The sequence below is a fragment of the Actinomyces timonensis genome (assembly GCF_040702965.1).
Lineage (GTDB): Bacteria > Actinomycetota > Actinomycetes > Actinomycetales > Actinomycetaceae > Actinomyces > Actinomyces timonensis_A.
This window is the reverse complement of sequence record NZ_CP159989.1, coordinates 2,101,377-2,124,078: the sequence shown is the minus strand read 5'-3', so window position 1 is coordinate 2,124,078 and position 22,702 is coordinate 2,101,377. Positions and strand designations below refer to the sequence as shown.

The window sequence follows — 22,702 nt, the reverse complement described above, 5'->3', positions numbered from 1 at the left end:
CCTTGTGGGCGGGGCCGCCATGCTGTGATGTGGGCCACTGGGGGTCCAGTGGTCCAGCCCTCGCCCGACGGCGTCCCCGGCGACCGCTGTGAGGGCGATCTGCCGGGGGCGCGCGGGCGCGAGGGCTGCGGGCACGATACCCCCGGGGTGTAACGATTTGTTTTCCCCGTGGGGTGGGGATGGAGCCGACCGCATCCCGGGTCGCTGGTCGCGGCGCGCCGGGTCGACCGGCCGGAGCGGCACGCCGGGCCCGTCCTTGTCCTAAGCGAGCCGTGGATGCGGGGGCCTCAGCGGCTGAGGCTCGCCTCCGCCGCGGCGACCTGGCGGCTCACGGGGACGAGCCGGGTGAGCTGGGTGACGTGGCGGGGCTCCAGCTCCTCGATGGCGCTGACCCCGAGCAGGCGCATGGTGCGCACGATCTGATCGGAGAGGATCTCGATCATGCGGTCCACCCCGGCCCGTCCGCCGGCCATGAGGCCGTAGAGGTAGGCGCGGCCCACCAGTGAGAACTTCGATCCCAGGGCGGCCGCGGCGATGATGTCCTGGCCGTGCATGATGCCGGTGTCGATCATCACCGTGGCGTCCTTGCCCACCTCGCGCAGGACCTCGGGCAGGAGGCGGAAGGGGACGGGGGCGCGGTCCATCTGGCGCCCGCCGTGATTGGACAGCAGGATCCCGTCGACGCCGAGGTCGATGAGCCGCTTGGAGTCCTGCACGTTCTGGACCCCCTTGACGATGATCTTGCCCTTCCACATCGAGCGGATGACGGCGAGGTCATCGTCGGAGATCGTGGGGTCCATGACGGAGTCGAGCAGCTCGCCCACTGTTCCACCGGTGGACGACAGGGATGCGAACTCGAGCTTCGGGGTGGTCAGGAAGTCGAACCACCAGCGCGGGTACATCGCCGTGTTGAGAACCGTCCCGGCGGTGATCTGCGGAGGGATGGAGAATCCGTTGCGCTTGTCCCGCAGGCGGGCGCCCGCGGTGGGCACGTCCACGGTGAACATGAGGGTGTCGAAGCCGGCCTTCTGCGCGCGCTCGACCAGGCCGTAGCAGATCTCGCGCTGGCGGGTGACGTAGAGCTGGAACCAGTTGCGGCCGGTGGGGTTGGCGGCGGCGACATCCTCCATGGACGTGGTGCCCAGGGTTGACAGGCTGAAGGGGATGTCGGCGGCCCCGGCGGCGGCGGCCCCGGCGATCTCGCCCTCGGTTTGCATGAGGCGGGTGAATCCGGTGGGGGCGATGCCGAAGGGGAGCGAGGAGCCGCCGCCGAGGATGGAGCAGGAGGTGTCGGTCTCCGGCGCGGGGCGCAGGATGTCCGGGTGCCATTCGATGTCCCGGAAGGCCTGGCGGGCGCGGCGCAAGGAGATCTCTTCGTCGGCGGAGCCGTCGGTGTAGTCGAAGGCCGCGGCCGGCGTGCTGCGCTTGGCGATGGCGCGAAGGTCCCAGATCGTCTGCGCCGCGGCGAGGCGCCGACGGCGTCCGTTGAAGTCTGGAGTCTTGAACTGCAGGAGCTCGAAGACCTCGGATGGTCTGGGGAACTGGCGCTTCACCACAGGGGTACCTCTTCGTCGGGTGGCGGTGCCGCAGCCGGCGATGGCCGCTGCGGCGATCGGATAGGGCTGAGACCTTGGTCCAGGTCTGGCGCACGCCGAAGTATGCTCCGCAGCGGCTGAAATAGCAAGGCAAGCCTTACCTATGCGATTGCTGTGGCGCGGAGGCCCCGGCGCCCTCCGAGACAGGGAGGGCGCCGGGGCCTCCGATATCGTTGACGGGCCCGATCACGGGGATCGCGCTCTGGGAGCGCTTCTGGGGCGTGCGGCCGCGGTTCAGCCCTCGTTGAGAGCGGCTTCCATCCGGGCGCGCGCGCCCTGCTCCTTGATGGCAGCGAGCTCGGCGAGGAAGGCGGAGCGGAACCGCTCGTCGGCGCCCAGGCCGGAGAAGACGTCATCGTTGCTCAGGAAGGCGTCCTCCTCGCCGTCGCGCTGGCGCTGCCCGTAGCCCTCCAGGTGGTCCCGGGCGTCCGGGATCGGCTTGCCGGCCTCGTCGACGCCCTCGGCGCACCAGGCCCAGGCGGCGCACAGCGCCGCGCCCAGGCGGATGGAGCGGCCCGCCTCAAGGTTCTCCCGGATCGTGGGCAGCACGAACTTGGGCATGCCCGAGGGGCCGAAGAAGGCCAGGCGCGCCAGGGTGTCGGCGATCGCGGCGTTCGTGAAGCGCTCGAACAGGGAGTCCACGTAGGCGGGCAGATCGATGCCCGGCACGGGGCGCAGCGTCGGCAGGGCCTCGCGCTCCAGGTAGGCGCGGGTCCACGCGGCGATCTGCGGGTCGGCGGCGGCCTCGTGCCCATAGGTCATCCCCAGCGGTCGTCCCCAGTGCGCCAGCGCCTGGTGGGAGGCGTTGAGCAGCCGGAAGCTTCACCAGCTCGTAGGGGACGACGTCGGTTACCATCTGCACGCCGACCTCTTCGTACGGGGGGCGCCCGGCGGGGAACTCGTCCTCAAGCACCCACTGGGTGAAGGGCTCGGCCACGACCGGCCAGGCGTCGTCGACGCCGAGCTCGGAGCGCACCAGGGCGATGTCGTCATCGGTGGTGCGGGGGGTGATCCGATCCACCATGCAGTTGGGGAAGGAGACGCTCGTGTCGATCCAGTCGGCAAGCTCCGCGTCGCTCATCCGGGCCTGGGAGACGACGGCGGCGCGGGCCGCCTTCCCATTGCCGGGCAGGTTGTCGCAGCTCATGACCGTGAACGGGGCGGTGCCCTCCTCACGGCGACGGCGCAGTGCCTCCACGATGTAGCCGAAGGCCGTCGTCGGCTCACCGGGGTTGGCGGCGTCGCGGACCGCCCCCTCGGCGTCGGCACGGAAGGCGCCGGTGGCGTCGTCGATGTTGTAGCCGCCCTCGGTGACGGTCAGGGAGACGATCCGCGTGGTTGGCGCGGTGAGCGCGTCAAGCACCTCCGCGCGGGCCTCGGGCGCGTACAGGTAGCGGTGGATGGAGCCGATGATCGCAGGCTCGAGATGTCCGTCGGGGTGCTTGAGGGTGAGCGAGTAAAGGGTGTCCTGGCTGGTCAGGGCGTCGCGCATGGCGGCGTCGGCCGGGAGGAGCCCGACGCCGCAGATGCCCCAGTCCAGCGCCTTGCCCTCGCGCATGAGGCGGTCCACGTACATGGCGTGGTGAGCGCGGTGGAACCCCCCGACGCCGAAGTGGACGATCCCGGTGGTGATGGCCGAGCGGTCGTAGGCGGGGGCCAGGGGCGAGTCGGCGAGGCTGGTGGTCATGGTTCTCTCCTTGAGTCGGTGGTGGTCATCCGGCGATAGATAGGGGCGCTCGTCGCCCGGCGGCTGTCGGTGAATCGCCCATGCGCCGGCCGCGCGGCGGCGCCCATGGGCGCGGGGAGCCGTCAGGCGGCTGCGTGGCCCGCCCCCTCCTCCGGCTTGTCGGACAGCGCGGGCGCCGAGTGGAGGATCCGCGCGTTGCCGGGCAGCTTGAGGGCGAAGCACAGCAGGAAGGAGACGGCGTAGATGAAGGCCAGTGCCATCCCGGGCCAGAAGTAGCCCTGCGCGGTGCTCTCGTCGCCCAGGAGCACGGTCACGATGGCAGGGCCGACGAATGCTCCCAGCCCGGCGCCGAGGTTGAGGATGGCCAGGGCATTGCCGGTCTCGCCGTGCGCGTGGGCCACGAGCAGGGGAGTGGTGGGCACGTGCGCGCTCAGGCCGATGCCGATACCAGCGGTGCCGATCGCGATGAGGAAGAAGTTCGGTCCTGCGATGATCGGGATAAAGTACATGTACACCAGGGAGGCGAAAGTGATCGGGGTGGCCGCCCACTGCAGGGTGTTCCTCCATCCGATCCTGTCGCCGGCCACGCCCCAGAACACGTCACCGATGATCGCGACCAGGCCGAATACGGAGAACTCGAGGATGGCCCGGGACTCCGGCATCCCGAACACCTTGTGGAGGTAGACGACGTAGTAGGCCTGCATCCCGTACTGGCCGGAGAGGTTGATGATCTTCACGATGCCGCCGATCGACACCTTGGGGTAGCGCCAGAGGACCGACACCGCCGAGCCGACCGAATTGGCGATCGAGACCCCCGCGGTCTGCGTCGCCGAGGGGTGCAGGCGCAGGAACAGCATCGTGATGATGCCGCCGATGGCCGCGAGGATCCACCCGGCCCACAGAGTGGCGATATGGCCGATGGCCGGCAGGAAGAAGCTCGAGAGGTAGGAGCCGAGGAACTGCATGCCCAGGGAGAAGGCGAACCAGAACCAGCCGGAGACCGAGGACTGGCGCTCCGGGGGCGTGACCATCATGGTCCAGGTGAGGTAGCCGTAGGCGAACATGGGGTAGCCGAACCCGCGTAGCCCGTAGAACAGCAGGACGAGGGGCATCGAGTGGCTGGGGAGTCCGACGAGGATGAACAGGGCGTCGAAGACGAGGAAGGACATCAGGCCGGTGAGCATGACCGCTCGACATCCCAGGGCATCGCACAGCGCCCCGGACAGGAACGCCGCGATCGCGACGATGACGCCGTAGAAGGAGACGATGGTGGACCCTTGCGCCACCGTGAACCCGACGTCGTCGGAGGAGAAGTAGTTCGTGATCCACACGGCTTCGATCCCATCGCCGATCACGAAGATGACGACGCCGAGGAAGCCGAGGGCGAGATTGGTGGGGAATCCGGTCTTCTGGATCGCTGCGATAACAGGATTGGAGTGAGGCATTCAATGCTCGTTTCGACGGGGACTGCGTTGTCTTGGATGTCGTGTCAGATCGTTCTGACGGCTCCAGCATGGCCAAAACGAGGGTGCCTGGGAGTGACCGGTCGGGGATCACCGATGGCCGATTCACCAGTGGGGGCCCACAGGCGCGTCGATCCCGCTGGCGCGGCTGAGCGGGCCCGGTGACGCGCCCGGCTGACCGGTTCGCGTCGCCCGAGTGACCGTTGGCGACCGGATCGGCGCCCGATTCACCGCGGGGCGCGGATCCGGGCAGGACCGGCCGGTCCTGCCCGAAGGGGGCGAGCGCTCGTGGAGCGTCGCTGAGTGGGGCGTGATCAGACCCGATCCAGGCGCCCCCCGGCGTCGATGATCCGGCGGGCGGTCGACGAGCGCAGCTCGGTGCCGGTGATGACGCGCTCGAACTGGCGCACGTGGCCGAACCGGCACAGGGTGGAGCGCGCGAATTTCGTATGCGAGCCCACGAACAGCGCCCGCTGGGACACGGACAGCGCCGTCTCCTTGACCTCGGCCACGGAGGCGTGGGGCGTGGTGAGCCAGCCGTCCAGATTCACCCCGTTGGCGCCGATGATGGCCAAATCCGGTTGCATGTCGCGCAGCATCCTCGTGGCCCACCGCTCGACGCTGGCGGCGGTCACGTGGCGCACCCTGCCGCCCAGCACGATCACCGTGGCGCGAGGGCGCTCGCACATCTCCAGGGCCGTGGGCAGGGAGGCCGTGATGATCGTCAGATCCCTGTCCGTGGGCAGGGACCGGCCGACGAGGAGCGGATGGAAGCCCTCATCGAGGAAGACGGTGTCGGCCGCGCCCAGCCGATCGACGGCGGCCTGGGCGATGCGCTCCTTCTCATCGGCCAGGTGCTCCTTCCTGTAGGTCAGGGTCGACTCGAAATTGGAGGCCTCAGCGATCCTCACGCGCCCGTAGGAACGGGTGATCGCGTGAGTGTCCTCGAGCTCGCGCAGGTCGCGCCGGATGGTCTCCACGGAGACCCCGAAGAGGCCTGGCAGGGAGGACACGGCCACCTCGCCAGTGGCCCGGAGATGGGCGAGGATCGCCTTGCGCCGCTCGGGCGCGCCCAACCGCTCCTCGTGCTGCCCACCTGGCGTGAGGGGCCGTCTGCCCGCGAGATGCGACGGATCCGCTGTGACCTCAATGCCCATGTCCTCCATCGTGGCATGTCAGCGAGCGGCATGGGAGGGACTCGGGGGATGGGCTCGGAGGCCCCGGCGCCCTCTGGGACAGGGATGAGCGCCGGGGCCTCCGATTCTCCACTGCCCGAGGGTGAACATCCCGGGCAGTGGGGCTTTGGGCGGGGCCGGATCGCGTCCGGCCCCGCGGTCAGTGCGCGATCACGACCCCCAGGTTGCGGGGCCCGTGGACGCCGTTGACGCGGATGAGCTCGATATCACTGGTGGCCGACGGGCCAGCGACCCAGGTCGCCGGACGGGTCGGGTTCTCGCCCAGGATGTCCACGGCTTGCGGCACCGTGGGCTGGATCGACTCGCGCTCCAAGATGATGACGTGGCGGTCCGGCACCAGGGAGATGGCGCGGCGCCCCTGGTCGGGCTCGCCGTCGAGGCAGATCGTGCCCGACAGCGAGATCGCGGTGCGCGAGCAGGTGACGACGGCGTCGATCCCGTCGAGCTCGAGCGTCGGGATCGGATCCTGGCGGGAGTCCTCGCGGACGGTCCGGCCGTTCCTCGCGGCGGCCTCCTTGTAGGCCTGCGGGAGCCCTGCGGGAACCACGACGGTGGTCGCGTCGGCCAGGAGGGCGTCGATGGCGTCGAGGATGCCGGCGTCCTCGGCCTCCACCCGCACGACGGCGTTGTAGTCCTCCAGCTTCTCCACCATCTCGGCCACGACGGGCTCGGATCCGGGCGGGTTGGCGCCGACGCGCGTGTAGGTGCGGGGGACGGGCGCGGCCGGGGCGGTCTGGGAGCGGGAGATCGCCTCCCGGGCGCGCGAGAGGATCACGCTGCGGGCGTCCATCACTTGGCCTCCTTGCTGCTCGCGGTCGATTGCGGGTGCGTGCGCCTCCACCACTCGCGGAAGCTTCTCCGCGGGGGCGGCGGGCAAGTCGCGGGTGCCCGTCCACATCGAGGCTGGGAAGGGCAGGGAGCCGATCTTGCCGTCCCGGTCGATGAGCCGCGTGGCCTTGATGGCCTTCGTGGCCGTGGCCCACACCCTGCCGCTCTTCATGACCGGCGTGGTCACCCCCATGGCCACGTCCCACATATCGGGGAGGATCTTGCGCTTGACGTCGACGGTCCTGGCGCGCAGGTGGACGAGGATCGTCGGGATGTCGATCTTGACCGGGCAGACCTCGCCGCAGGCGCCGCACAGGGTGGAGGCGTAGGGCAGGGTGTGGACCGGATCGTCGTCGGACAGGCCCTGGGTCAGCTGGGGCGTGAGGATCGCCCCGATGGGCCCGGGGTAGACCGATCCGTAGGCGTGACCGCCCGTGTGCTGGTAGACGGGGCAGATGTTCATGCACGAGCCGCAGCGGATGCAGTGCAGCGCCTCGCGACCGATCGGGTCGGACAGGGCCTTGGTGCGCCCGTTGTCCATGAGGATGAGGTGGAACTCCTGGGGGCCGTCACCCTCGGTGACGCCCGTCCACATGGAGGTGTAGGGGTTCATGCGCTCACCGGTGGCCGAGCGCGGCAGGAGCTGGGAGAAGATCTCGACGTCCTGGAAGCGGGGGACGAGCTTCTCGATGCCCATGAGGGTGATGAGCGTGTCCGGCAGGGTCAGGCACATGCGGCCGTTGCCCTCGGACTCGAACACGGAGACGGTGCCGGTCTCCGCCACGCCCATGTTGGTGCCGGAGACGGCCACCTTGGCGTGGAGGAACTTCTTGCGCAGGTGAGCGCGGGCCGCGGCCGTCAGCTCCTTGGGATCGTCGGACAGGTCCTTCGGGGCATCGCCCATGCGGTCCAGGAAGATGCCACGGACCTCGGAGCGGTTGCGGTGGATGGCCGGGACGACGACGTGCGAGGGCATGTCGTCGGCGAGCTGGACGATCATCTCGGCGAGGTCGGTCTCGTTGGCGAAGATCCCCTCGGCCTTGAGATGCTCGTTGAGGTTGGTCTCCTGGGTGGCCATCGACTTGATCTTGACGATCTCATCGACGCCCTTGGATTTGATGATCTCGGTGACGATGGCGTTGGCCTCGGCGGCATCGCGCGCCCAGTGGACGATCCCGCCCCGGGCGGTCACGTTGGCCTCGAACTGCTCCAGGAGCTCAGGCAGGTTGCTCATCACCTCGTTCTTGACGGCGGAGGCGGCGTCGCGCAGGTCCTCCCAGTCCGGCATCTCCTCCACGCGCATGGCGCGCTTGCCCCGGATGGTGCGGGTGGCGTGACCCAGGTTGCGGCGCATCTGCGTGTTCTGCAGGGTGCGGTGGGCGCCCTTGGTGAAGGTGTTGCCCCAGCGCAGCGGGTCCTCGGGGATGTCCACGCTGGTCACCCAGCCGCCGGTGTGGGGGCGGGCCTCGGGGCGCTGGCCCGCACCCGCGGGCATGCCCAGGAATGTCTGGCTCATCGGGCCACCTCCGCATCCGCCTGGAAGGCGACGTTGCCGATGAAGGGGGCGTCCTTCGTCGAGGCGAGGATCTCGGCGAGGTGCATGATCCGCACCCCGGAGTTCAAGCGGGACAGCCCGCCGCCGATGTGCATGAGGCAGGAGTAGTCTCCCGCGCACAGGATCTCGGCCTTGGTGGCCTTCACATTGGCGACCTTGTCGGTGAGCATCGCCGTGGAGACCTCATGGTTCTTCATGGAGAAGGTGCCGCCGAACCCGCAGCAGACGTCCGCGTCGGGCAGGTCGACGAGGTCGATGCCCTCGACGGCGCGCAGCAGCGTGTAGGGGCGGTCCCCGACCTTCGCGATGCGCATCGAGTGGCAGGTGGGGTGGTAGGTGACGCGGTGGGGGAAGTAGGCCCCGACGTCGGTCAGGCCGAGGACGTCGACGAGCAGCTCGGACAGGTCGTAGGTCCGCTTGGCGACGGCATCGGCCCGTTTGGCCAGGTCGTGGTCCCCGACGTGCTCTGCCACGAGGGCCTGCTCGTGGCGCGTGGCCCCGGTGCAGGAGCCCGAGGGGACGACGATGGCGTCCCACTCGCCGTCGAGCACGGGCTCGAAGGTCTCCACGTGGTTGCGGATGAGCTTGGCGCCCTGCTTGAAATACCCGGTGTTCGCGTGCATCTGGCCGCAGCAGACCTGCCCCTTGGGGAAGACGACCTCATGGCCGAGCCTCTCCAGGAGCGTAACGGTCGCCTGCGGCGCCTGCGGGAACATGGTGTCCGCGATGCAGGTCGCGAAGAGCGCGATACGCACGATGAGGACCTCCCTGTCTTCTTGTTTCGCGGCGTCGTTGTCCGATGTCGCTCCCACCCTAGGGCCTTCGTCCCTGCCCCGGTGACCGTGATGCCCGGGAGGTCGTGCCGGGCGGGGTGCGGTGGGTGCAGTGACCCTTGGTGTGCTGCGGAAACTCGGCGCCGTCGTTGGGTGGGCGTCGGTTGAGAGCGGTGGCCGCGTCAGTGGCGGCAGCTCTCCGCGCGCCGGATATTACGAACGTGTGTAGTGATGTTTTCTTCGGTGGGCCCCAATGGGACCGCCCCCTCGCGCGGGTGGCGCGAGGGGGCGGTTGAGGAGGTGGGCCGGGCCGAGCGCGGGCGAGGGGCGCTGGGCGCCACCTCGAGCGGCTCAGCGGATGGGCATGTAGGCGCCCAGCCAGCCCTGTGAGCCGACGAAGATCAGCGCGCACAGGAGGAGCAGCAGGCCGATCGAGTAGGGCGCCACTCTCTTGAGGATCTCGGCGTCCGACCCGGGCTCGTCGATCGCGGTGGAGGCCACCGCCAGGTTCTGCGGAGAGATGATCTTGCCCAGGCCGCCGCCGATCGTGTTGCCCGCCAGCAGGATGCGCGCGTCGAGACCGGCCCCCTGGGCGGCTGTGGCCTGGAGCTTGGCGAACAGGGCGCCGGCGGATGTCGCCGATCCCGCCACGCCGGTGCCCACCCAGCCCAGGATCGGGGCGAGGAAGGCGAAGAAGGCGCCGGTCGACGCCAGGGCCGCGCCGATCGCCGTGGTCTGGCCGGAGAAGTTCATGACGTAGGCCAGCGCCATGACCGCGGTGATGGTCAGGATCGCCAGGCGCAGGTTGTGGATCGTCTTGGGCAGGACGGCGAACATGGCGCCCACGCTCGTGCGGTACCGCCCGCCGGAGGAGAACGTGCCGTAGACGATGGCCACGATGATGCCCGTGACGAAGATCCACGTGCCCGGGTTGGACAGGATCTGAAGGGTGTAAGTGCCCGACGGCGAGGGCTGCCCGTCAGCGCCCAGCAACTGGCCGTGGACCCCGGGCCAGTGGATCGGCAGGTCCTTGGACTTCAGCACCGCGGGCAGGTCCACGCCGAGCCTCCACAGCTTGGTGGTGGCGATGATGATGACGACGAGCACGTAGGGCAGCAGGGCGAGCCCCACGCGGGCGCCGTCGGGCTTGTCCTCCTCGGCCACGAAGGTGCGGAACTCCTCGGGCGTGGTCGGGGTCCACACGAGAAGGAAGGCGTAGCCGGCGGCCAGGCCCAGCAGGGAGGCGGCCACGGCAGTCAGCTCGTACGAGCTCGAGGAGACGAGGAAGTGCCCCGCGCCGGTGGCCAGGCCGATCGCGATCGCCAGCGGCCACAGCTGCCTGATGCCCCGCATTCCGTCGATGATCTGCAGCAGGATCAGGGGGATGAAGGCGGCGAAGATCCAGGTGAGGTGTCCCATGCGGGTGGCGACCTCGACGGGGTCCTCCCCGCCCAGCTGGCTGGCGGTGGTCACGGGGATGGCCATGGCGCCGAACCCGACGTTGATCGCGTTGCCCACGATCGCGGCCACGGCCGCCTTGATCTTGGGCAGCCCCAGGCTCACCAGCAGGGCGCAGGTGATGGCCACGGGCGCGCCGAACCCCGCCAGCCCCTCCATGAGTCCGCAGAAGGAGAAGGCGATGATGAGCGTCTGGGCGCGCTGGTCGCCCTTGCCGATGACGTTGAAGATCGCCTTGAGGTCGGCGCTGCGCCCGGAGGACTCGGTGAGGTTGTAGAGCCACACGGCCGCGATGATGATGTAGATGATCGGCATGAGGCCGAAGACGGCGCCCTGGGTGGCGCTCATGACGGTCAGGACCACCGGCATCCCGAAGAAGAGGGCGATGGCCATGGAGATCCCCAGTGAGATGAGCGCGCACCAGTGGGTCTTGACCTTGAAGGCCCCCATGAGGATGAAGAAGGACGCCAGGGGTACGAGTCCCACGAGGGCGGTCAGGTAGACACTGTTCCCGACGGCGCTCGTCGACGGCGTGAAGCCCGTCGCGAGGACCGCTGGGAGAGCGCTGGTGGGGAAGGCTGGTGCCATGAGGACCTCCGGCGTCGTTGCTGGTCAGCTATCGGGCCTGCGAGATGGGGCGGGCGTGGTGCCTCGCGCCATCCGAAGGCCCGGAAAGGGGCGGATCCTGCCGCGCCGAGTCGCCGGCGCGGCAAGTGGACGAACGTCCTAGGCGAGAGTACCCGACATCCCCGGCGCGCGGCGCGAGCCGGGGATGCCGGTGAGCGGGCGGGCTGATGAGCCCCGCGTCGGGAGGCGCTCCGAGTCCCGCCCGCCGTCGCTCAGCGCCGGGGACCGGGCGCCAGGCGCGCGGAGTTGAGGATGAAGGCGCTCTCGGAGCCCACGTGCGCGAGCGCGGCGGCGATCGGGCCCAGCATGCCCGCCGCGGCCAGCCCCATGGCGACGGCGTCCACGGCGATGGTCCCGATGAAGTTCGCCATGATGATCCGCCGGGCCCTGCGTGCGATGCGGATCGTGCGCGCCAGGGAGAGCGGGTCGGAGCCCACCAGGACGATGTCCCCCGCCTCCCGGGCCACGTCCGTGCCCGAGCCCATGGCGATGCCCACGTCGGCGGCGGACAGGGCGGGGGCGTCGTTGATGCCGTCGCCGACCATCGCCACGCGATGGCCCGCCGCGCGCAGCTCGCCGATGATCGCGTCCTTGTCGTGGGGCAGCAGCCCGGCGCGTATCCGCTCGGGGGCCAGGCCCAGCTCGGCCCCGATCCTCGCTGCCGTTGACGGCGCGTCCCCGGTGAGCATGAGCACGTCGATGCCCATGTCCCGGATCTGGGAGACCATGAGCGCCGATCCCTCGCGCAGCTCGTCTGCCACCAGGATGATCCCCGCGGTGGCGCCGTCGACGACGACCTGGACGGCGGTGGTGCCCGCGGGCAGGTCCGCCGCGGGGCCCGCCAGCCCGGCGAGCCCGCTGGAGGCCTGATCGGCGTCGAGGCGGCCGACCCTCACTCGCCGTCCCCCGATGACGGCCTCGACCCCCATGCCGGGGGTGTAGCGGGTGGACTCGGGCGAGGGGATGGCCAGGCCCTGCTCGCGGGCCCGCTCGACGATGGCCCGCCCGATGGGGTGCTCCGTGTTCCACTCCGCGGCCGCGGCCAGGCGGAGCATGGACTCCTCGGCGCCCGGGCCGCCGTCGGCGGGGCGCAGCGCGACCACGCGCGGCGCGCCAGTGGTGAGCGTGCCGGTCTTGTCCAGCACGACGGTGTCGACGGCGGACAGGACCTCCAGATGCGCCCCGTCCTTGACGAAGGCGCCGGTGCGCGCGCACCGAGCGATGGCGGCCAGGACGGCCAGGGGCGTGCCGGCCGCGACGCCGCAGGCCCCGGCGGCGATGATGACGGAGATCGTGGCCTGGGTGTCCCGCGTGACCAGCAGGGTGATGACCGCCAGGCTGAGGGCCAGGTAGACGATGCGGGCGGCGAGCACGTCCGCCAGGCGGTGGACGGGGGCGCGGCTGTCCTGCGCGGCGCGCACGGCCGCGATGATCCTCCCGAAGGAGGAGTCCTCCCCCGTCTTCGTCACCTCGAGCTCGAGGGGGCCCTGGGTGATCGAGCCGGCGGGCACGGGATCGCCCGCACCCACGGCCACCGGCATGGACTCCCCGGTGATCCGGGACTGGTCGATGTCGGCGCTGCCCCTGCGCACGATGCCGTCGGCAGGGACCCTCCCGCCGGGGCGCAGGGCGATGACTTGGCCCGGGGCGAGGTCGTCGAGGGGGATCTCGCGCTCCTCACCGTCGAGGATGACGCGGGCCGTACGCGGCAGGAAGGTCATGAGGCCGGTGAGCGCGTCGCGCCCCCGTTCCATGCACAGGTCCTCCAGGATCTCGGCGACCAGGACGAACAGGGCGATGAGCAGGGACGTCCCCCACTGCCCGATGATGGCGGCCGCGGCGATGGCCAGCAGCATGGACAGCTCCATGCTCATGCGCCGCTCGCGCAGGTCGCCCCAGGCCTCGATGGCGATGGGCCAGCATCCGACCGCCAGGACTACGGTGCCGATGGTCGCCAGCGCCCATCCCGGCGCGCCCGCCAGGCGGGCGATCCAGGCGGCAAGGGCGCCGACGGCGACGAGGATGACGCGAGCGGCGTCGGCGGTCTCGATCCGGTCGAGGAGCGACTCAGCCGCCTCGGCGGGAGGGGGAGTCGAGGATGCCGGATCGTGCCGAGGGCGCGGCGAGGGCTCGGCACGCTCGAGGGCCGTCTCAATCATGATCCACTCCGACCTGGTGGTCGGCGGGCAGGTTCCCGGTGACGTGCTGGGCCTGGAAGACGGCCTGGCGCACGAGGATGCGGGCGTGCTCGTCGATGAGTCGGTAATAGACGCGGGGGCCCTCGCCGCGAGAGGCGACCACGTGCCCGAGGCGGAGCTTGGCCAGGTGCTGGGAGACGGCGGCGGCGCTGCGGCCGGTGCGCTCGGCCAGGACGCCGGAGGAGAGCTCCCCCTCCTCCTCCAGCAGGGCGATGATGCGGATGCGCGTGGCATCGGCGAGCAGGGAGAAGACTTCGGCCGCGAGCTCGGCGGTCTCCTGCGTCTCGGCGTCGCTCATGGCGGGGCGCGGGACGGCGCCGTCGTCGCGCACGAGCGAGAGTTTAGCGTTTGCGTTCACGCTTAAATGATAGGGAGGCGACGGGCTGTGCGCAAGGGGGCGGTTCCGTGCTCCCTCGGCCCGGTCGTGCTCCCGCCTCGAGATACCGTCTCGGCCCGCTCCTACCGTCTCGGCCCGGCCTTGCGCCCTCGAACTGCGAGAATGAGGGCGCAACAGCGGGATGGGACGGTATCTCGGGGCCGAGGGTGCGTCGAGGCCCCCGGCGCGCGGGCGCCAGGGGCCTCGGGGGCCGGCAGGGACAGCAGGGCCGGCCGATCAGGGGGCGGTTACTTGACGTCCTCGTCCACCCAGTCGAAGGTCCGGGTCACGGCCTTCTTCCACAGGCGGTAGGCGCGGTCGCGCTCGGAGGCGTCCATCGACGGCGTCCAGCGCTTGCCCTCCTGCCAGTTGGCGATGACGTCGTCGGTGGAGGCCCAGAAGCCCACCGCGAGGCCGGCGGCGTAGGCCGCGCCCAGAGCCGTCGTCTCCACCACCGAGGGGCGCACGACGTCGCAGCCCGAGATATCCGCCTGGAACTGCATGAGGAGGTCGTCGTGGGTCATGCCGCCGTCGACCTTGAGTTCCTTGAGCGGCACGCCCGCGTCGGCGTTCATGGCGTCGAGCACCTCGGCGGACTGGAACGCCGTCGACTCCTCGACCGCCCGGGCGATGTGGCCCTTGGTGACGTACCGGGTCAGACCCACGATCGCGCCGCGGGCCTCGTCGCGCCAGTAGGGGGCGAACAGGCCGGAGAAGGCCGGGACGAAGTACACCCCGCCGTTGTCCTCCACGCTCGCGGCGAGCTCGCCGATCTCCGAGGAGGTGGAGATCATGCCGAGGTTGTCGCGCAGCCACTGCACCAGGGAGCCGGCCACCGCGATCGAGCCCTCCAGGGCGTAGACCGGGGCCTCGTCGCCGAGCTTGTACAGCACGGTGGTCAGCAGGCCGTTGGAGGAGAAGACAGGCTCGGTGCCGGTGTTCATGAGCGTGAAGCAGCCGGTGCCGTAGGTGTTCTTGGCCATTCCCTCCTCGAAGCAGGCCTGTCCGAAGGTCGCGGCCTGCTGGTCGCCGAGGATCCCGGAGATCGGGGTGTCCACCAGCAGGCCGTTCTTGCGGCCGTACCCGTAGACCTCGGAGGAGGACTTGATCTCGGGGAGCATGGAGGTCGGGATGCCGAAGTCGGCGCAGATGTCCTCGCGCCAGGTCAGGGTGCGCACGTCCATGAGGAGGGTGCGCGAGGCGTTGGTGACGTCGGTCGCGTGGACGCCGCCGTTGATCCCGCCGGTGAGGTTCCACAGGACCCACGTGTCCGGGGTGCCGAAGAGCAGGTCGCCGGCCTCCGCGCGCTCGCGGGCGCCCTCGACGTTGTCGAGGATCCACTTGATCTTCGTGGCCGAGGGGTAGGTGGAGACGTTCTCACCGGTGATCTGGCGGTAGCGCTCGGTGCCCAGCGGGTCGCCGTCGGCGATCTCCCGGACGATGTCCCCCGTGCGCACGTCCTGCCACACGAGGGCGTTGTACACGGGCTTGCCCGTGTTCCGGTCCCACACGATCGTGGTCTCGCGCTGATTCGTGATGCCGACGGCGGCGATCTCGTGGCGGTTGGTCTCCGCCTTCTGCAGAGCGTCGGCGACGACGGAGCGCACGGACTCCCAGATCTCCACGGGGTCGTGCTCGACCCAGCCGGGGTTGGGGAAGATCTGCGTGAACTCCTTCTGGCCCACGGAGACGATCTCACCGGAGTGGTTGAACAGGATGGCGCGCGACGACGTCGTGCCCTGGTCGATGGCGAGGACGTACTTCTTCTCGGTCATGGGGATTCCTTTCACTTCCTTGTGAGGGGGACGGGTGCCGGGGCGGCCCCGGGCGGGGCCGCCCCGGGAGAGGATCAGGCGAGGCCGGAGGCGAAGACGAGCACCGTGGCGACGACGGCGCCCAGGATCGGGCCGACCACCGGGACCCACGAGTAGCCCCAGTCGGATCCGCCCTTGCCCTTGATGGGCAGGACGGCGTGCGCGACGCGCGGGCCGAGGTCGCGGGCGGGGTTGATGGCGTAACCGGTCGGGCCGCCGAGCGAGTTGCCGATGCCGACGATGATGAGGGCCACGCCGAGGGGGCCGATGGCGCTCTGCGTGTGACCGGACACGAAGACCCAGATGATCAGGACAGCGGTGCCGATGGCCTCGGTGAGGGTGTTCCAGCCATAGGAGCGGATCTCAGGGCCGGTGGAGAAGACGCCGAGCTTGAGGGCCGGGTCGCAGTCCTCGTCGAAGTGCTGCTTGAAGGTCAGCCAGCACAGGACGGCGCCCGCGAAGGCGCCCAGGAACTGGGCGACGATATAGACGAGCACGTTCGTGGCGGTCACGGCGATGCCACCGGCGCCCAGCTCCGGGCCGTTGAGCGTGACGCTGGAGTCGAACATGTGGCCGACGGCCTTCGCGATCGTCACCGCAGGGTTGAGGTGGCCGCCGGTGCTGTAGGCGACGTAGACGCCGGCGAACACCGCCAGGCCCCACCCCCAGTTGATGAGGAGCCAGCCGCCGTCCTTGCCCTTGGACTTGGGCAGCAGGTTCGTCGCGACGACGCCCCCACCGAGCAGGAGGAGGATCGCAGTTCCGAGGAACTCCGAGAAGAAGATCTGAGTGAGGGTCATGGAGGAATCACTTTCTGCACGTCAGCGTGCCATGAGAGGGTTATCAGGGACGGGGAGAGGGACTGGGGGGAGGGGTGCGCGCCCGCTCACCCGGGCGGGCGCGCGCTGATCAGATAGGCCGGGTGACCCTGGCGACCGCGTCGGCGTCGGTTGTCTCGGTCTCGGCGGCGGCGATCTGCTCCACCCTCTTGGCGTAGGAGGCTAGCTCGCTCGCGGCGTCCTTGTCAGACCAATGGAGGAGGGGCGCCATGATCCCCAGGATCTCCTCGGCCGCGGACAGGCCGCGGTCGCGGTGGGAGACGTCCAGGCGCACGCGGCGCAGCAGGACGTCCTCGAGGTGCTCGGCGCCCTCGTGGGTGACGGCCCAGGCGACCTCGGCCCGCAGGTAGGTGGGCGCGCCGGTCAGGGGCTCGCCCAGGCGCTGGGAGTCCTCGGCCGCGGCGTCGGCGTCGATGAGCTCGAGGATGTCGGCGGTCTCGTCGCCGTAGCGGTCCAGGAGGTGGGTGATGCGCGCCAGCGTCCAGTCGCGCGCCGCCGCGAGCCGGGCGGCGCGGCCGGCCAGCTCCTCGTAGCCCTCGGCCCCCACGAGCGGCAGGTTCTCGGTGCGGCTGGGGTGGGCGTGGGCGAGGGCCTCCCCCAGGGCGTGGTCGACGGCGTCGACGCCCATGACGCGGTAAGTGGTCAGCTTGCCGCCGGCGATGGCGGTCAGGCCGGGTGCCACGCGGGTGACGGTGTGCTCGCGGGAGACCTTCGTGGAGGCCGCCTTGGCGCCCGGCTTGAGGCGGGGCTGGAGCAGCGGGCGCAGGCCAGCGTAGACGCCGATGATGTCCTCACGGCGGATCGGGCGGGTGAGCACGGAGTTCGCGTGCTCGAGGACGTAATCGATATCCGCGCTGGTGGCCACGGGCTTGGCAACGTCCTCGGTCCAGGGGGTGTCTGTGGTGCCGATGACCCAGTACTCGGGCCACGGGATGATGAAGAGCACAGACTTCTCGGTGCGCAGGAAGATGCCGGTCTCGGCGTCGATCGCGGTCTTGGGCACGACGATGTGGATGCCCTTGGACGCCAGCACCTTGAGGCCGCCCTCGGTGGTGGCCATGTCCTGGACCTCCTCGGTCCACACGCCGGTGGCGTTGATGGTGCGGGTCGCGCGGATCTCGATCTCCTCACCGGCGGCGAGGTCCGTGGCGACCACGCCGGTGACTCGGTCGCCGTCCCTGAGGAAGCCGGTGACGCGGGTGCGGTTGGCGGCATGGGCGCCCAGGCCGACGGCGGTGCGCACGAGGTCGATGACCAGGCGCGAGTCGTCCACGCGGGCGTCGTAGAAGCGGATGGCGCCGGCCAGGTGGCTGGTGTCCAGCGCGGGGGCGATGGCGGCGGTGCCCTTCTTGCCCAGGTGCTTCTGGATGGGCACGGTCTTGTGCCCGCGGGCGCCGGCGACGGCCAGGGCGTCGTACATGCCCACGCCGACGGCGGAGTAGGTGCGCTCGTAGTGGTGCTTGAGCGGCCACAGGAAGGGCTGGGCCTTGACGAGGTGGGGTGCGTTGGAGGTCAGGAGGCGGCCGCGCTCGGTGAGGGCCTCGTGAACGAGGGCGAAGTTCGCCTGGTAGAGGTAGCGCAGGCCTCCGTGGACGAGCTTGGAGGACCATGACGACGTGCCGGAGGCCCAGTCGCCCATCTCGACGATACCGGTGCGAAGGCCGCGGGAAGCGGCGTCGACGGCGATCCCGGCGCCAGTGACGCCACCGCCGATGACCAGGACGTCGAGGGGCTCGTCGGTGGGGCCGTTCGCGGACAGGGCGGCGAGCGCCTCGACGCGCTGCTCCCGGTTGAGGGCTGTGGATCTCAGTGGTGCCGGTGCGGGTGCTGGGCGTGACATGGTGGCTCCTCGGTCTCGACGGTGAGCGGCTGCGTCTCGGGCGCGGCTGTCAGGGCGGCGGTTGTTCCCTGGGACACATCGTCGAGGCTTATGAGAGAATGGGCAAGTGCGCTGCACGAACGTGCAGCGCGGGGGTGTGAAGCGGAGGAACATGACCACTCGGAGCTCCGATTCTTTCCGGAATTCCAACAGTTCTGGCGAGAGCCCGCGCTGCTGCGGGCCTATGAGGCGGCGTCGATGTACTACGTGCAGGGCGAGACCATGGAGGTGATCGCCCACCACCTGGGGGTGTCGCGCTCGACCGTCTCCCGGCTCCTGGACCGCGCCAGGGCGACGGGCATCGTGCGCATCGAGGTCTCCCAGCCCGGGGGCGCCGGCTCCATCGAGGGGAGACTCGCCTCCCTCTTCGGCGTGCGCGCCCAGATCGTGCCCGTGCGCGAGGGCGCCACTGAGATCCATCGGCTCCAGCAGGTCGCGGGCGTCGCCGCTGCCCGGATGGTCGAGCTCGCCGCCGAGTCGGCTGGGCGGCGCGCCTCTGGGGCGCCGGTGGGGGCCGACGCCGATGGCGCCGAGACGGGTGGCGCCGAGGGGGCGCTGGGAGCGGGCGGCCGGGGCGTCGTCGTCGGCGTCGCCTGGGGGACCACCATGTCCGAGGTGAGCACGGCACTGCCGACGCGGCAGGTTCCGGGGGCGACCGTGGTCCAGCTCAACGGCGCCACGGATCCGATGGAGATGGGTCCCAGCGCCGGCGAGGTGCTCACGCGGGTGGGCCACGCGCTGGGCGCGCGCGTGGTGGCCTTCCCCGTCCCCGCCTTCTTCGATCATGTGGCCACGCGCGAAGCGATGTGGTCCGAGCGCTCCGTGCGCCGGGTGCTGGCGCTGGCGCGCAGCGCCGACCTGGCGGTCTTCGGCGTCGGGTCAGTGGTCCAGGGCGTCCTGCCCTCGCAGGTCTACGAGGGCGGGCACGTCAGCCGTGCCGACCGCGTGGCGCTGCGCCGGGAGCGGGTGGTGGGCGACGTGTGCACCGTGCTGCTGCGCGCCGACGGATCCTGGAGCGATATCGCCCTCAACGCGCGGGCCACCGGCCCCACTCCGGCCCAGCTCGCGCGCATCCCGAGGCGCCTGTGCGTGGTGGCGGGGAGGGCGAAGGCGCCCGCCCTGCTGGCGGCGCTTCGGGCGCGGGTGGCCACGGACCTAGTCGTCGACGACGCCACCGCGCGCGCCGTCCTCGATCTGGCCTCCGCCTCATAGCCTCCCCCTATGTCCGAGACCGGTCGAAAATAGGAGCGAAACCGGTTCGCGAACCGGTTTCGCTCCTATTTTCGACCGGTCTCGGAGGGGCGTCAGGCCCGGGCGCGGGCGAGGGCCTGGGCGGCTACCCCGGAGACGTGCTCACCGGTGAAGCCGTACTCTTTGAACAGGAGCGCTCCCGGTGCTGAGGCGCCGTAGTGGTCGAGGGACACGATCGCCCCCGAGTCGCCCACGATCTCGCGCCAGCCCATCGCGATGCCGGCCTCCACCGAGACCCGCACGGCGCCGGCGGGCAGCACGGAGGCGCGGTAGGCCTCGTCCTGCTCCGCGAACCACTCCAGGCACGGCGCGGAGACGACGCGGGTCGGCGTCCCCTCCGCGCTCAGGCGCTCGCGCGCGTCCATGGCCACGCGCACCTCGGAGCCGGTGGCGATGATGACGACGGCGGGATCGGCCGGCTCCCCGGAGGCGTCGACGGCGTCGGCCAGGACATAGGCGCCCCGGCGCACGCCCTCGGCGGCCGCCTCGGGGGTGGCGCTCACGGTGAGGTTCTGGCGCGACAGGACGACGCCGACCGGCTCGCGGCGGCGCAGGATCTCCGCCCAGGCGGCCGCGGTCTCGTTGGCGTCCGCGGGCCGCACGACGGCGAAGCCCGGGATGGCCCGAAGGGCCGCCAGGTGCTCGATGGGCTGGTGGGTGGGGCCGTCCTCGCCCACGCCGATGGAGTCGTGCGTCCAGACGAACACCGAGCCGATGCCCATGAGCGCGGCCAGGCGCACGGCCGGGCGCATGTAGTCGGAGAACACCATGAAGGTGCCGCCGTAGGGACGGGTCAGGCCATCCAGCGCGATGCCATTGAGGATCGAGCCCATCGCGTGCTCGCGGACCCCGAAGTGGATGGTGCGCCCGTAGGGGCCGTCGCCCTGGCCCACCGCCAGCGATGCCGGGAGGAAGGAGGGCTGCCCGGCCATCGTCGTGTTGTTCGACCCCGCCAGGTCCGCCGAGCCGCCCCACAGCTCGGGCACCACGGGGGCGAGGGCGCTCAGGGTCTTGCCGGAGGCGGATCGAGTGGCCACGGAGTCGCCGAGCTCCCAGCGGGGCAGGGCGGCGTCCAGCCCCTCGGGGAGCCGACCGGCGCGCAGGCGCTCCAGCAGCGCGGAGCCCTCGGGGGCGGCGGCCTGCCAGGCGGCGAAGCGGGGGTCCCAGTCGGCGCGCAGGGCGGCGGCGCGCTCGGCGGCCTGGGCGCGGGTGTGCTCCAGGACCTCGGACGGGATCTGGAAGTCGGCCTCCGGGTCGAGCCCGAGGGCCCGCTTGAGGCCGGCGACCTCCTCGGCGCCGAGCTTGGCGCCGTGCGAGGACTCATCGCCCTGCTTGGTGGGTGAGGGCCAGGCGATGATCGTGCGCAGGCGGATGAGCGTGGGCCGGGCGGTCTCGGCGCGCGCCTGGACGAGGGCGGCGTGCAGCGCGTCGTAGTCCTCGCGGTACTGGCCGCCGGCCTTCCAGTCGACGTCGAGCACCTGCCAGCCGTAGGCGGCGAAGCGGGCGGAGGGGTCCTCGGTGAAGGCGATGTCGGTGTCGCCCTCGATGGAGATGTCGTTGTCGTCGTAGATGGCGATGAGGTTGCCCAGCTGCTGGGTGCCCGCCAGGGAGGCGGCCTCGGAGGCCACACCCTCCTGCAGGCAGCCATCGCCCACGATCGTGTAGACGTAGTGGTCGAAGACGGACTGGCCGGCCGGGGCGGCTGCGTCGAAGAGCCCGTGCTCCCTGCGCGCGGACATGGCCATGCCCACGGCGTTGGCGATCCCCGCGCCCAGCGGCCCGGTGGTGGTCTCGATGCCGGCGGTGTGCCCGAACTCCGGGTGGCCGGGAGTGAGGGAGCCCCATGTGCGCAGGGCGGCGATGTCGGAGATCTCCAGGCCGTAGCCGGCCAGGGCGAGCTGGATGTACTGGAGCAGCGAGGCGTGCCCGATGGACAGCACGAAGCGGTCGCGGCCCAGCCAGGCGGGGTCGGCGGGATCGCCGGCCATCTCCTTCTGATAGAGCAGGTAGGCGACGCCGGCCAGGGAGATGGGGGTGCCGGGGTGCCCTGATCCGGCCTTCTCGACGGCGTCGGCCGCCAGCGCCTTGGAGACGGCGATGGCCTTGAGGTCGAGGTCGGTCAACAGTGCGGGTGCGGTCATGCGTTCCTCCTAGGACGGCGGTCCCCGGGCTGGGCTCGTGCGGTTGTCGATTCACACACTAACGAAGCACGCCGAGGCGCCGGGAGCCAGCGCCGCGCCGCTCATATGTGCGAGGGCCCGCCGGGCCGGGCCGACGGATCGGGCCACGGGCCGGACAAGGCGCTGCCGATGCGCGTGGCCCTCGCCGTCGGCTTCGCCACCGCTGTCGTCACCGATTCATCCACGGCCTCCGCGATCCTGGCGCGCTGATCGGGGCTGGGTAGGCTGGATCGGTGACCCCTGTGCTAGAGCCCAAGCCCTCCCGCGCTCAGGCGCCCACCCCAGTCAGTGGGCCGGGCGCCGCGCCGGGCGGCCCGGCGGCTGAGCGATGGAGCCTCCCGATCCTGCGGCCCGCTCGCCCGGCGGACGTGCGCGCCATCGCCGAGCTCGCCCGGCCCTTCGCCGAGAGGCGGATCCTGGTCGCCAAGGACCTCATCACCTACTTCGAGGACGTCCAGGAGTTCACCGTCGCCGAGCTGCCCCCGGCCCCGGGGGCCGCGCGCCCCACGGGCATCGAGCCGGGGCGGATCGTGGGCTGCGGCGCGCTGCACGTCATGTGGGATGACATCGCGGAGATCCGCACCCTGGCGGTCGACCCCCGCTTCAAGGGGCGCGGCGTGGGCTCGGCGCTGCTGCGCGCCCTCATCATCCGGGCGCGCTCCCTGGACCTCAAGCGCCTGTTCTGCCTCACCTTTGAGGTCGGCTTCTTCAGCCACCACGGCTTTCAGGAGATCACGGGGACGCCCGTGGGCACCGACGCCTTCGCCGAGATCGTCCGCTCCCATGACGACGGCGTCGCCGAGTTCCTCGATCTGGCCCGGGTCAAGCCCAACACCCTGGGCAACACCCGGATGCTCCTGGAGCTCTGATCCGCTGCCGGGCCCTGACCGCGATCCCCAACGCGCGGCGTGGCCGTGTACGTCCCGCGGGGGCGCGTCCGCGAACCCGACGCGTTCCGGCGGCCCGTCGCGAGGACTCCGGTG

The 22,702-nt window shown here is 70.9% G+C and carries 15 protein-coding genes and 2 pseudogenes; 3 read left to right on the top strand and 14 right to left on the bottom strand.

What is annotated here, in order from left to right; genetic code table 11:
- Nucleotides 1-287: 287 nt before the first annotated feature.
- From ABXS69_RS09235 to ABXS69_RS09175, 13 genes and pseudogenes are all read right to left on the bottom strand, one after another.
- A complete protein-coding gene (locus ABXS69_RS09235) occupies nucleotides 288-1,556 on the bottom strand; it encodes an alpha-hydroxy acid oxidase (RefSeq protein WP_366180369.1) in 1,269 nt (422 codons plus the stop codon).
- 273 nt (nucleotides 1,557-1,829) lie between these two features.
- Nucleotides 1,830-3,282, bottom strand: a pseudogene (locus ABXS69_RS09230) (mannitol dehydrogenase family protein).
- Nucleotides 3,283-3,404: 122 nt separating this feature from the next.
- Nucleotides 3,405-4,727 carry an RbtT/DalT/CsbX family MFS transporter gene (locus ABXS69_RS09225; protein WP_366180368.1) on the bottom strand — a complete coding sequence of 441 codons (1,323 nt, stop codon included), beginning with the start codon at nucleotides 4,725-4,727 and terminating at the stop codon, nucleotides 3,405-3,407.
- Nucleotides 4,728-5,059: 332 nt separating this feature from the next.
- Complete coding sequence (locus ABXS69_RS09220) at nucleotides 5,060-5,902, bottom strand: DeoR/GlpR family DNA-binding transcription regulator (protein WP_366180367.1); 843 nt, start codon at nucleotides 5,900-5,902, stop codon at nucleotides 5,060-5,062.
- Between the two features lie 178 nt (nucleotides 5,903-6,080).
- Nucleotides 6,081-6,731, bottom strand: a complete 651-nt coding sequence (locus ABXS69_RS09215) for an LUD domain-containing protein (protein WP_366180366.1) — start codon at nucleotides 6,729-6,731, stop codon at nucleotides 6,081-6,083.
- Nucleotides 6,731-8,285: pseudogene (locus tag ABXS69_RS09210) on the bottom strand (LutB/LldF family L-lactate oxidation iron-sulfur protein). The gene ABXS69_RS09215 and the pseudogene ABXS69_RS09210 overlap by 1 nt, the downstream one beginning before the upstream one ends.
- On the bottom strand, nucleotides 8,282-9,079 hold the full coding sequence (locus ABXS69_RS09205; RefSeq protein ID WP_366181587.1) for a (Fe-S)-binding protein: 798 nt from the start codon (nucleotides 9,077-9,079) through the stop codon (nucleotides 8,282-8,284). The pseudogene ABXS69_RS09210 and the gene ABXS69_RS09205 overlap by 4 nt, the downstream one beginning before the upstream one ends.
- Before the next feature lie 369 nt (nucleotides 9,080-9,448).
- Nucleotides 9,449-11,143: an L-lactate permease gene (locus ABXS69_RS09200; RefSeq protein WP_366180365.1), complete on the bottom strand. Its 1,695-nt coding sequence runs from the start codon at nucleotides 11,141-11,143 to the stop codon at nucleotides 9,449-9,451.
- Nucleotides 11,144-11,394: 251 nt separating this feature from the next.
- A complete protein-coding gene (locus ABXS69_RS09195; protein ID WP_366180364.1) occupies nucleotides 11,395-13,341 on the bottom strand; it encodes a cation-translocating P-type ATPase in 1,947 nt (648 codons plus the stop codon).
- Nucleotides 13,334-13,738 carry a metalloregulator ArsR/SmtB family transcription factor gene (locus tag ABXS69_RS09190; RefSeq protein WP_366180363.1) on the bottom strand — a complete coding sequence of 135 codons (405 nt, stop codon included), beginning with the start codon at nucleotides 13,736-13,738 and terminating at the stop codon, nucleotides 13,334-13,336. The genes ABXS69_RS09195 and ABXS69_RS09190 overlap by 8 nt, the downstream gene beginning before the upstream one ends.
- 266 nt (nucleotides 13,739-14,004) lie before the next feature.
- A complete protein-coding gene (glpK, locus tag ABXS69_RS09185; protein WP_366180362.1) occupies nucleotides 14,005-15,531 on the bottom strand; it encodes a glycerol kinase GlpK in 1,527 nt (508 codons plus the stop codon).
- A gap of 74 nt (nucleotides 15,532-15,605) precedes the next feature.
- The gene (locus tag ABXS69_RS09180; RefSeq protein WP_366180361.1) at nucleotides 15,606-16,370 is read right to left on the bottom strand and encodes an MIP/aquaporin family protein; all 765 of its coding nucleotides are present in this window, start codon (nucleotides 16,368-16,370) and stop codon (nucleotides 15,606-15,608) included.
- Between the two features lie 109 nt (nucleotides 16,371-16,479).
- Nucleotides 16,480-18,249 carry a glycerol-3-phosphate dehydrogenase/oxidase gene (locus ABXS69_RS09175; RefSeq protein WP_366180360.1) on the bottom strand — a complete coding sequence of 590 codons (1,770 nt, stop codon included), beginning with the start codon at nucleotides 18,247-18,249 and terminating at the stop codon, nucleotides 16,480-16,482.
- Between the two features lie 237 nt (nucleotides 18,250-18,486).
- Here ABXS69_RS09175 and ABXS69_RS09170 point away from each other — a divergent pair, with 237 nt between their 5' ends.
- Nucleotides 18,487-19,500, top strand: a complete 1,014-nt coding sequence (locus tag ABXS69_RS09170; protein WP_366180359.1) for a sugar-binding domain-containing protein — start codon at nucleotides 18,487-18,489, stop codon at nucleotides 19,498-19,500.
- Between the two features lie 92 nt (nucleotides 19,501-19,592).
- Here ABXS69_RS09170 and tkt read toward each other — a convergent pair whose 3' ends face one another.
- The gene (gene tkt / locus ABXS69_RS09165) at nucleotides 19,593-21,680 is read right to left on the bottom strand and encodes a transketolase (RefSeq protein WP_366180358.1); all 2,088 of its coding nucleotides are present in this window, start codon (nucleotides 21,678-21,680) and stop codon (nucleotides 19,593-19,595) included.
- Between the two features lie 105 nt (nucleotides 21,681-21,785).
- On the opposite strand from tkt, the gene ABXS69_RS09160 reads away from it, so the two are divergent.
- Nucleotides 21,786-21,929 (top strand): hypothetical protein, encoded by a 144-nt coding sequence (locus ABXS69_RS09160; protein WP_366180357.1) that lies wholly within the window; start codon nucleotides 21,786-21,788, stop codon nucleotides 21,927-21,929.
- A 23-nt stretch (nucleotides 21,930-21,952) separates the two neighbouring features.
- On the top strand, nucleotides 21,953-22,588 hold the full coding sequence (locus ABXS69_RS09155) for an amino-acid N-acetyltransferase (protein ID WP_366180356.1): 636 nt from the start codon (nucleotides 21,953-21,955) through the stop codon (nucleotides 22,586-22,588).
- The last annotated feature ends 114 nt before the right edge of the window (nucleotides 22,589-22,702 follow it).

Excerpts from the sequence above, each read along its gene's own strand:
- tkt (WP_366180358.1), bottom strand. The coding sequence starts at position 21,680 with ATGACCGCACCCGCACTGTTGACCGACCTCGACCTCAAGGCCATCGCC.
- glpK (WP_366180362.1), bottom strand. The coding sequence starts at position 15,531 with ATGACCGAGAAGAAGTACGTCCTCGCCATCGACCAGGGCACGACGTCG.
- ABXS69_RS09160 (WP_366180357.1), top strand. The coding sequence starts at position 21,786 with ATGTGCGAGGGCCCGCCGGGCCGGGCCGACGGATCGGGCCACGGGCCG.
- ABXS69_RS09200 (WP_366180365.1), bottom strand. The coding sequence starts at position 11,143 with ATGGCACCAGCCTTCCCCACCAGCGCTCTCCCAGCGGTCCTCGCGACG.
- ABXS69_RS09175 (WP_366180360.1), bottom strand. The coding sequence starts at position 18,249 with ATGTCACGCCCAGCACCCGCACCGGCACCACTGAGATCCACAGCCCTC.
- ABXS69_RS09170 (WP_366180359.1), top strand. The coding sequence starts at position 18,487 with ATGTACTACGTGCAGGGCGAGACCATGGAGGTGATCGCCCACCACCTG.
- ABXS69_RS09195 (WP_366180364.1), bottom strand. The coding sequence starts at position 13,341 with ATGATTGAGACGGCCCTCGAGCGTGCCGAGCCCTCGCCGCGCCCTCGG.
- ABXS69_RS09180 (WP_366180361.1), bottom strand. The coding sequence starts at position 16,370 with ATGACCCTCACTCAGATCTTCTTCTCGGAGTTCCTCGGAACTGCGATC.
- ABXS69_RS09225 (WP_366180368.1), bottom strand. The coding sequence starts at position 4,727 with ATGCCTCACTCCAATCCTGTTATCGCAGCGATCCAGAAGACCGGATTC.
- ABXS69_RS09215 (WP_366180366.1), bottom strand. The coding sequence starts at position 6,731 with ATGGACGCCCGCAGCGTGATCCTCTCGCGCGCCCGGGAGGCGATCTCC.
- ABXS69_RS09220 (WP_366180367.1), bottom strand. The coding sequence starts at position 5,902 with ATGGGCATTGAGGTCACAGCGGATCCGTCGCATCTCGCGGGCAGACGG.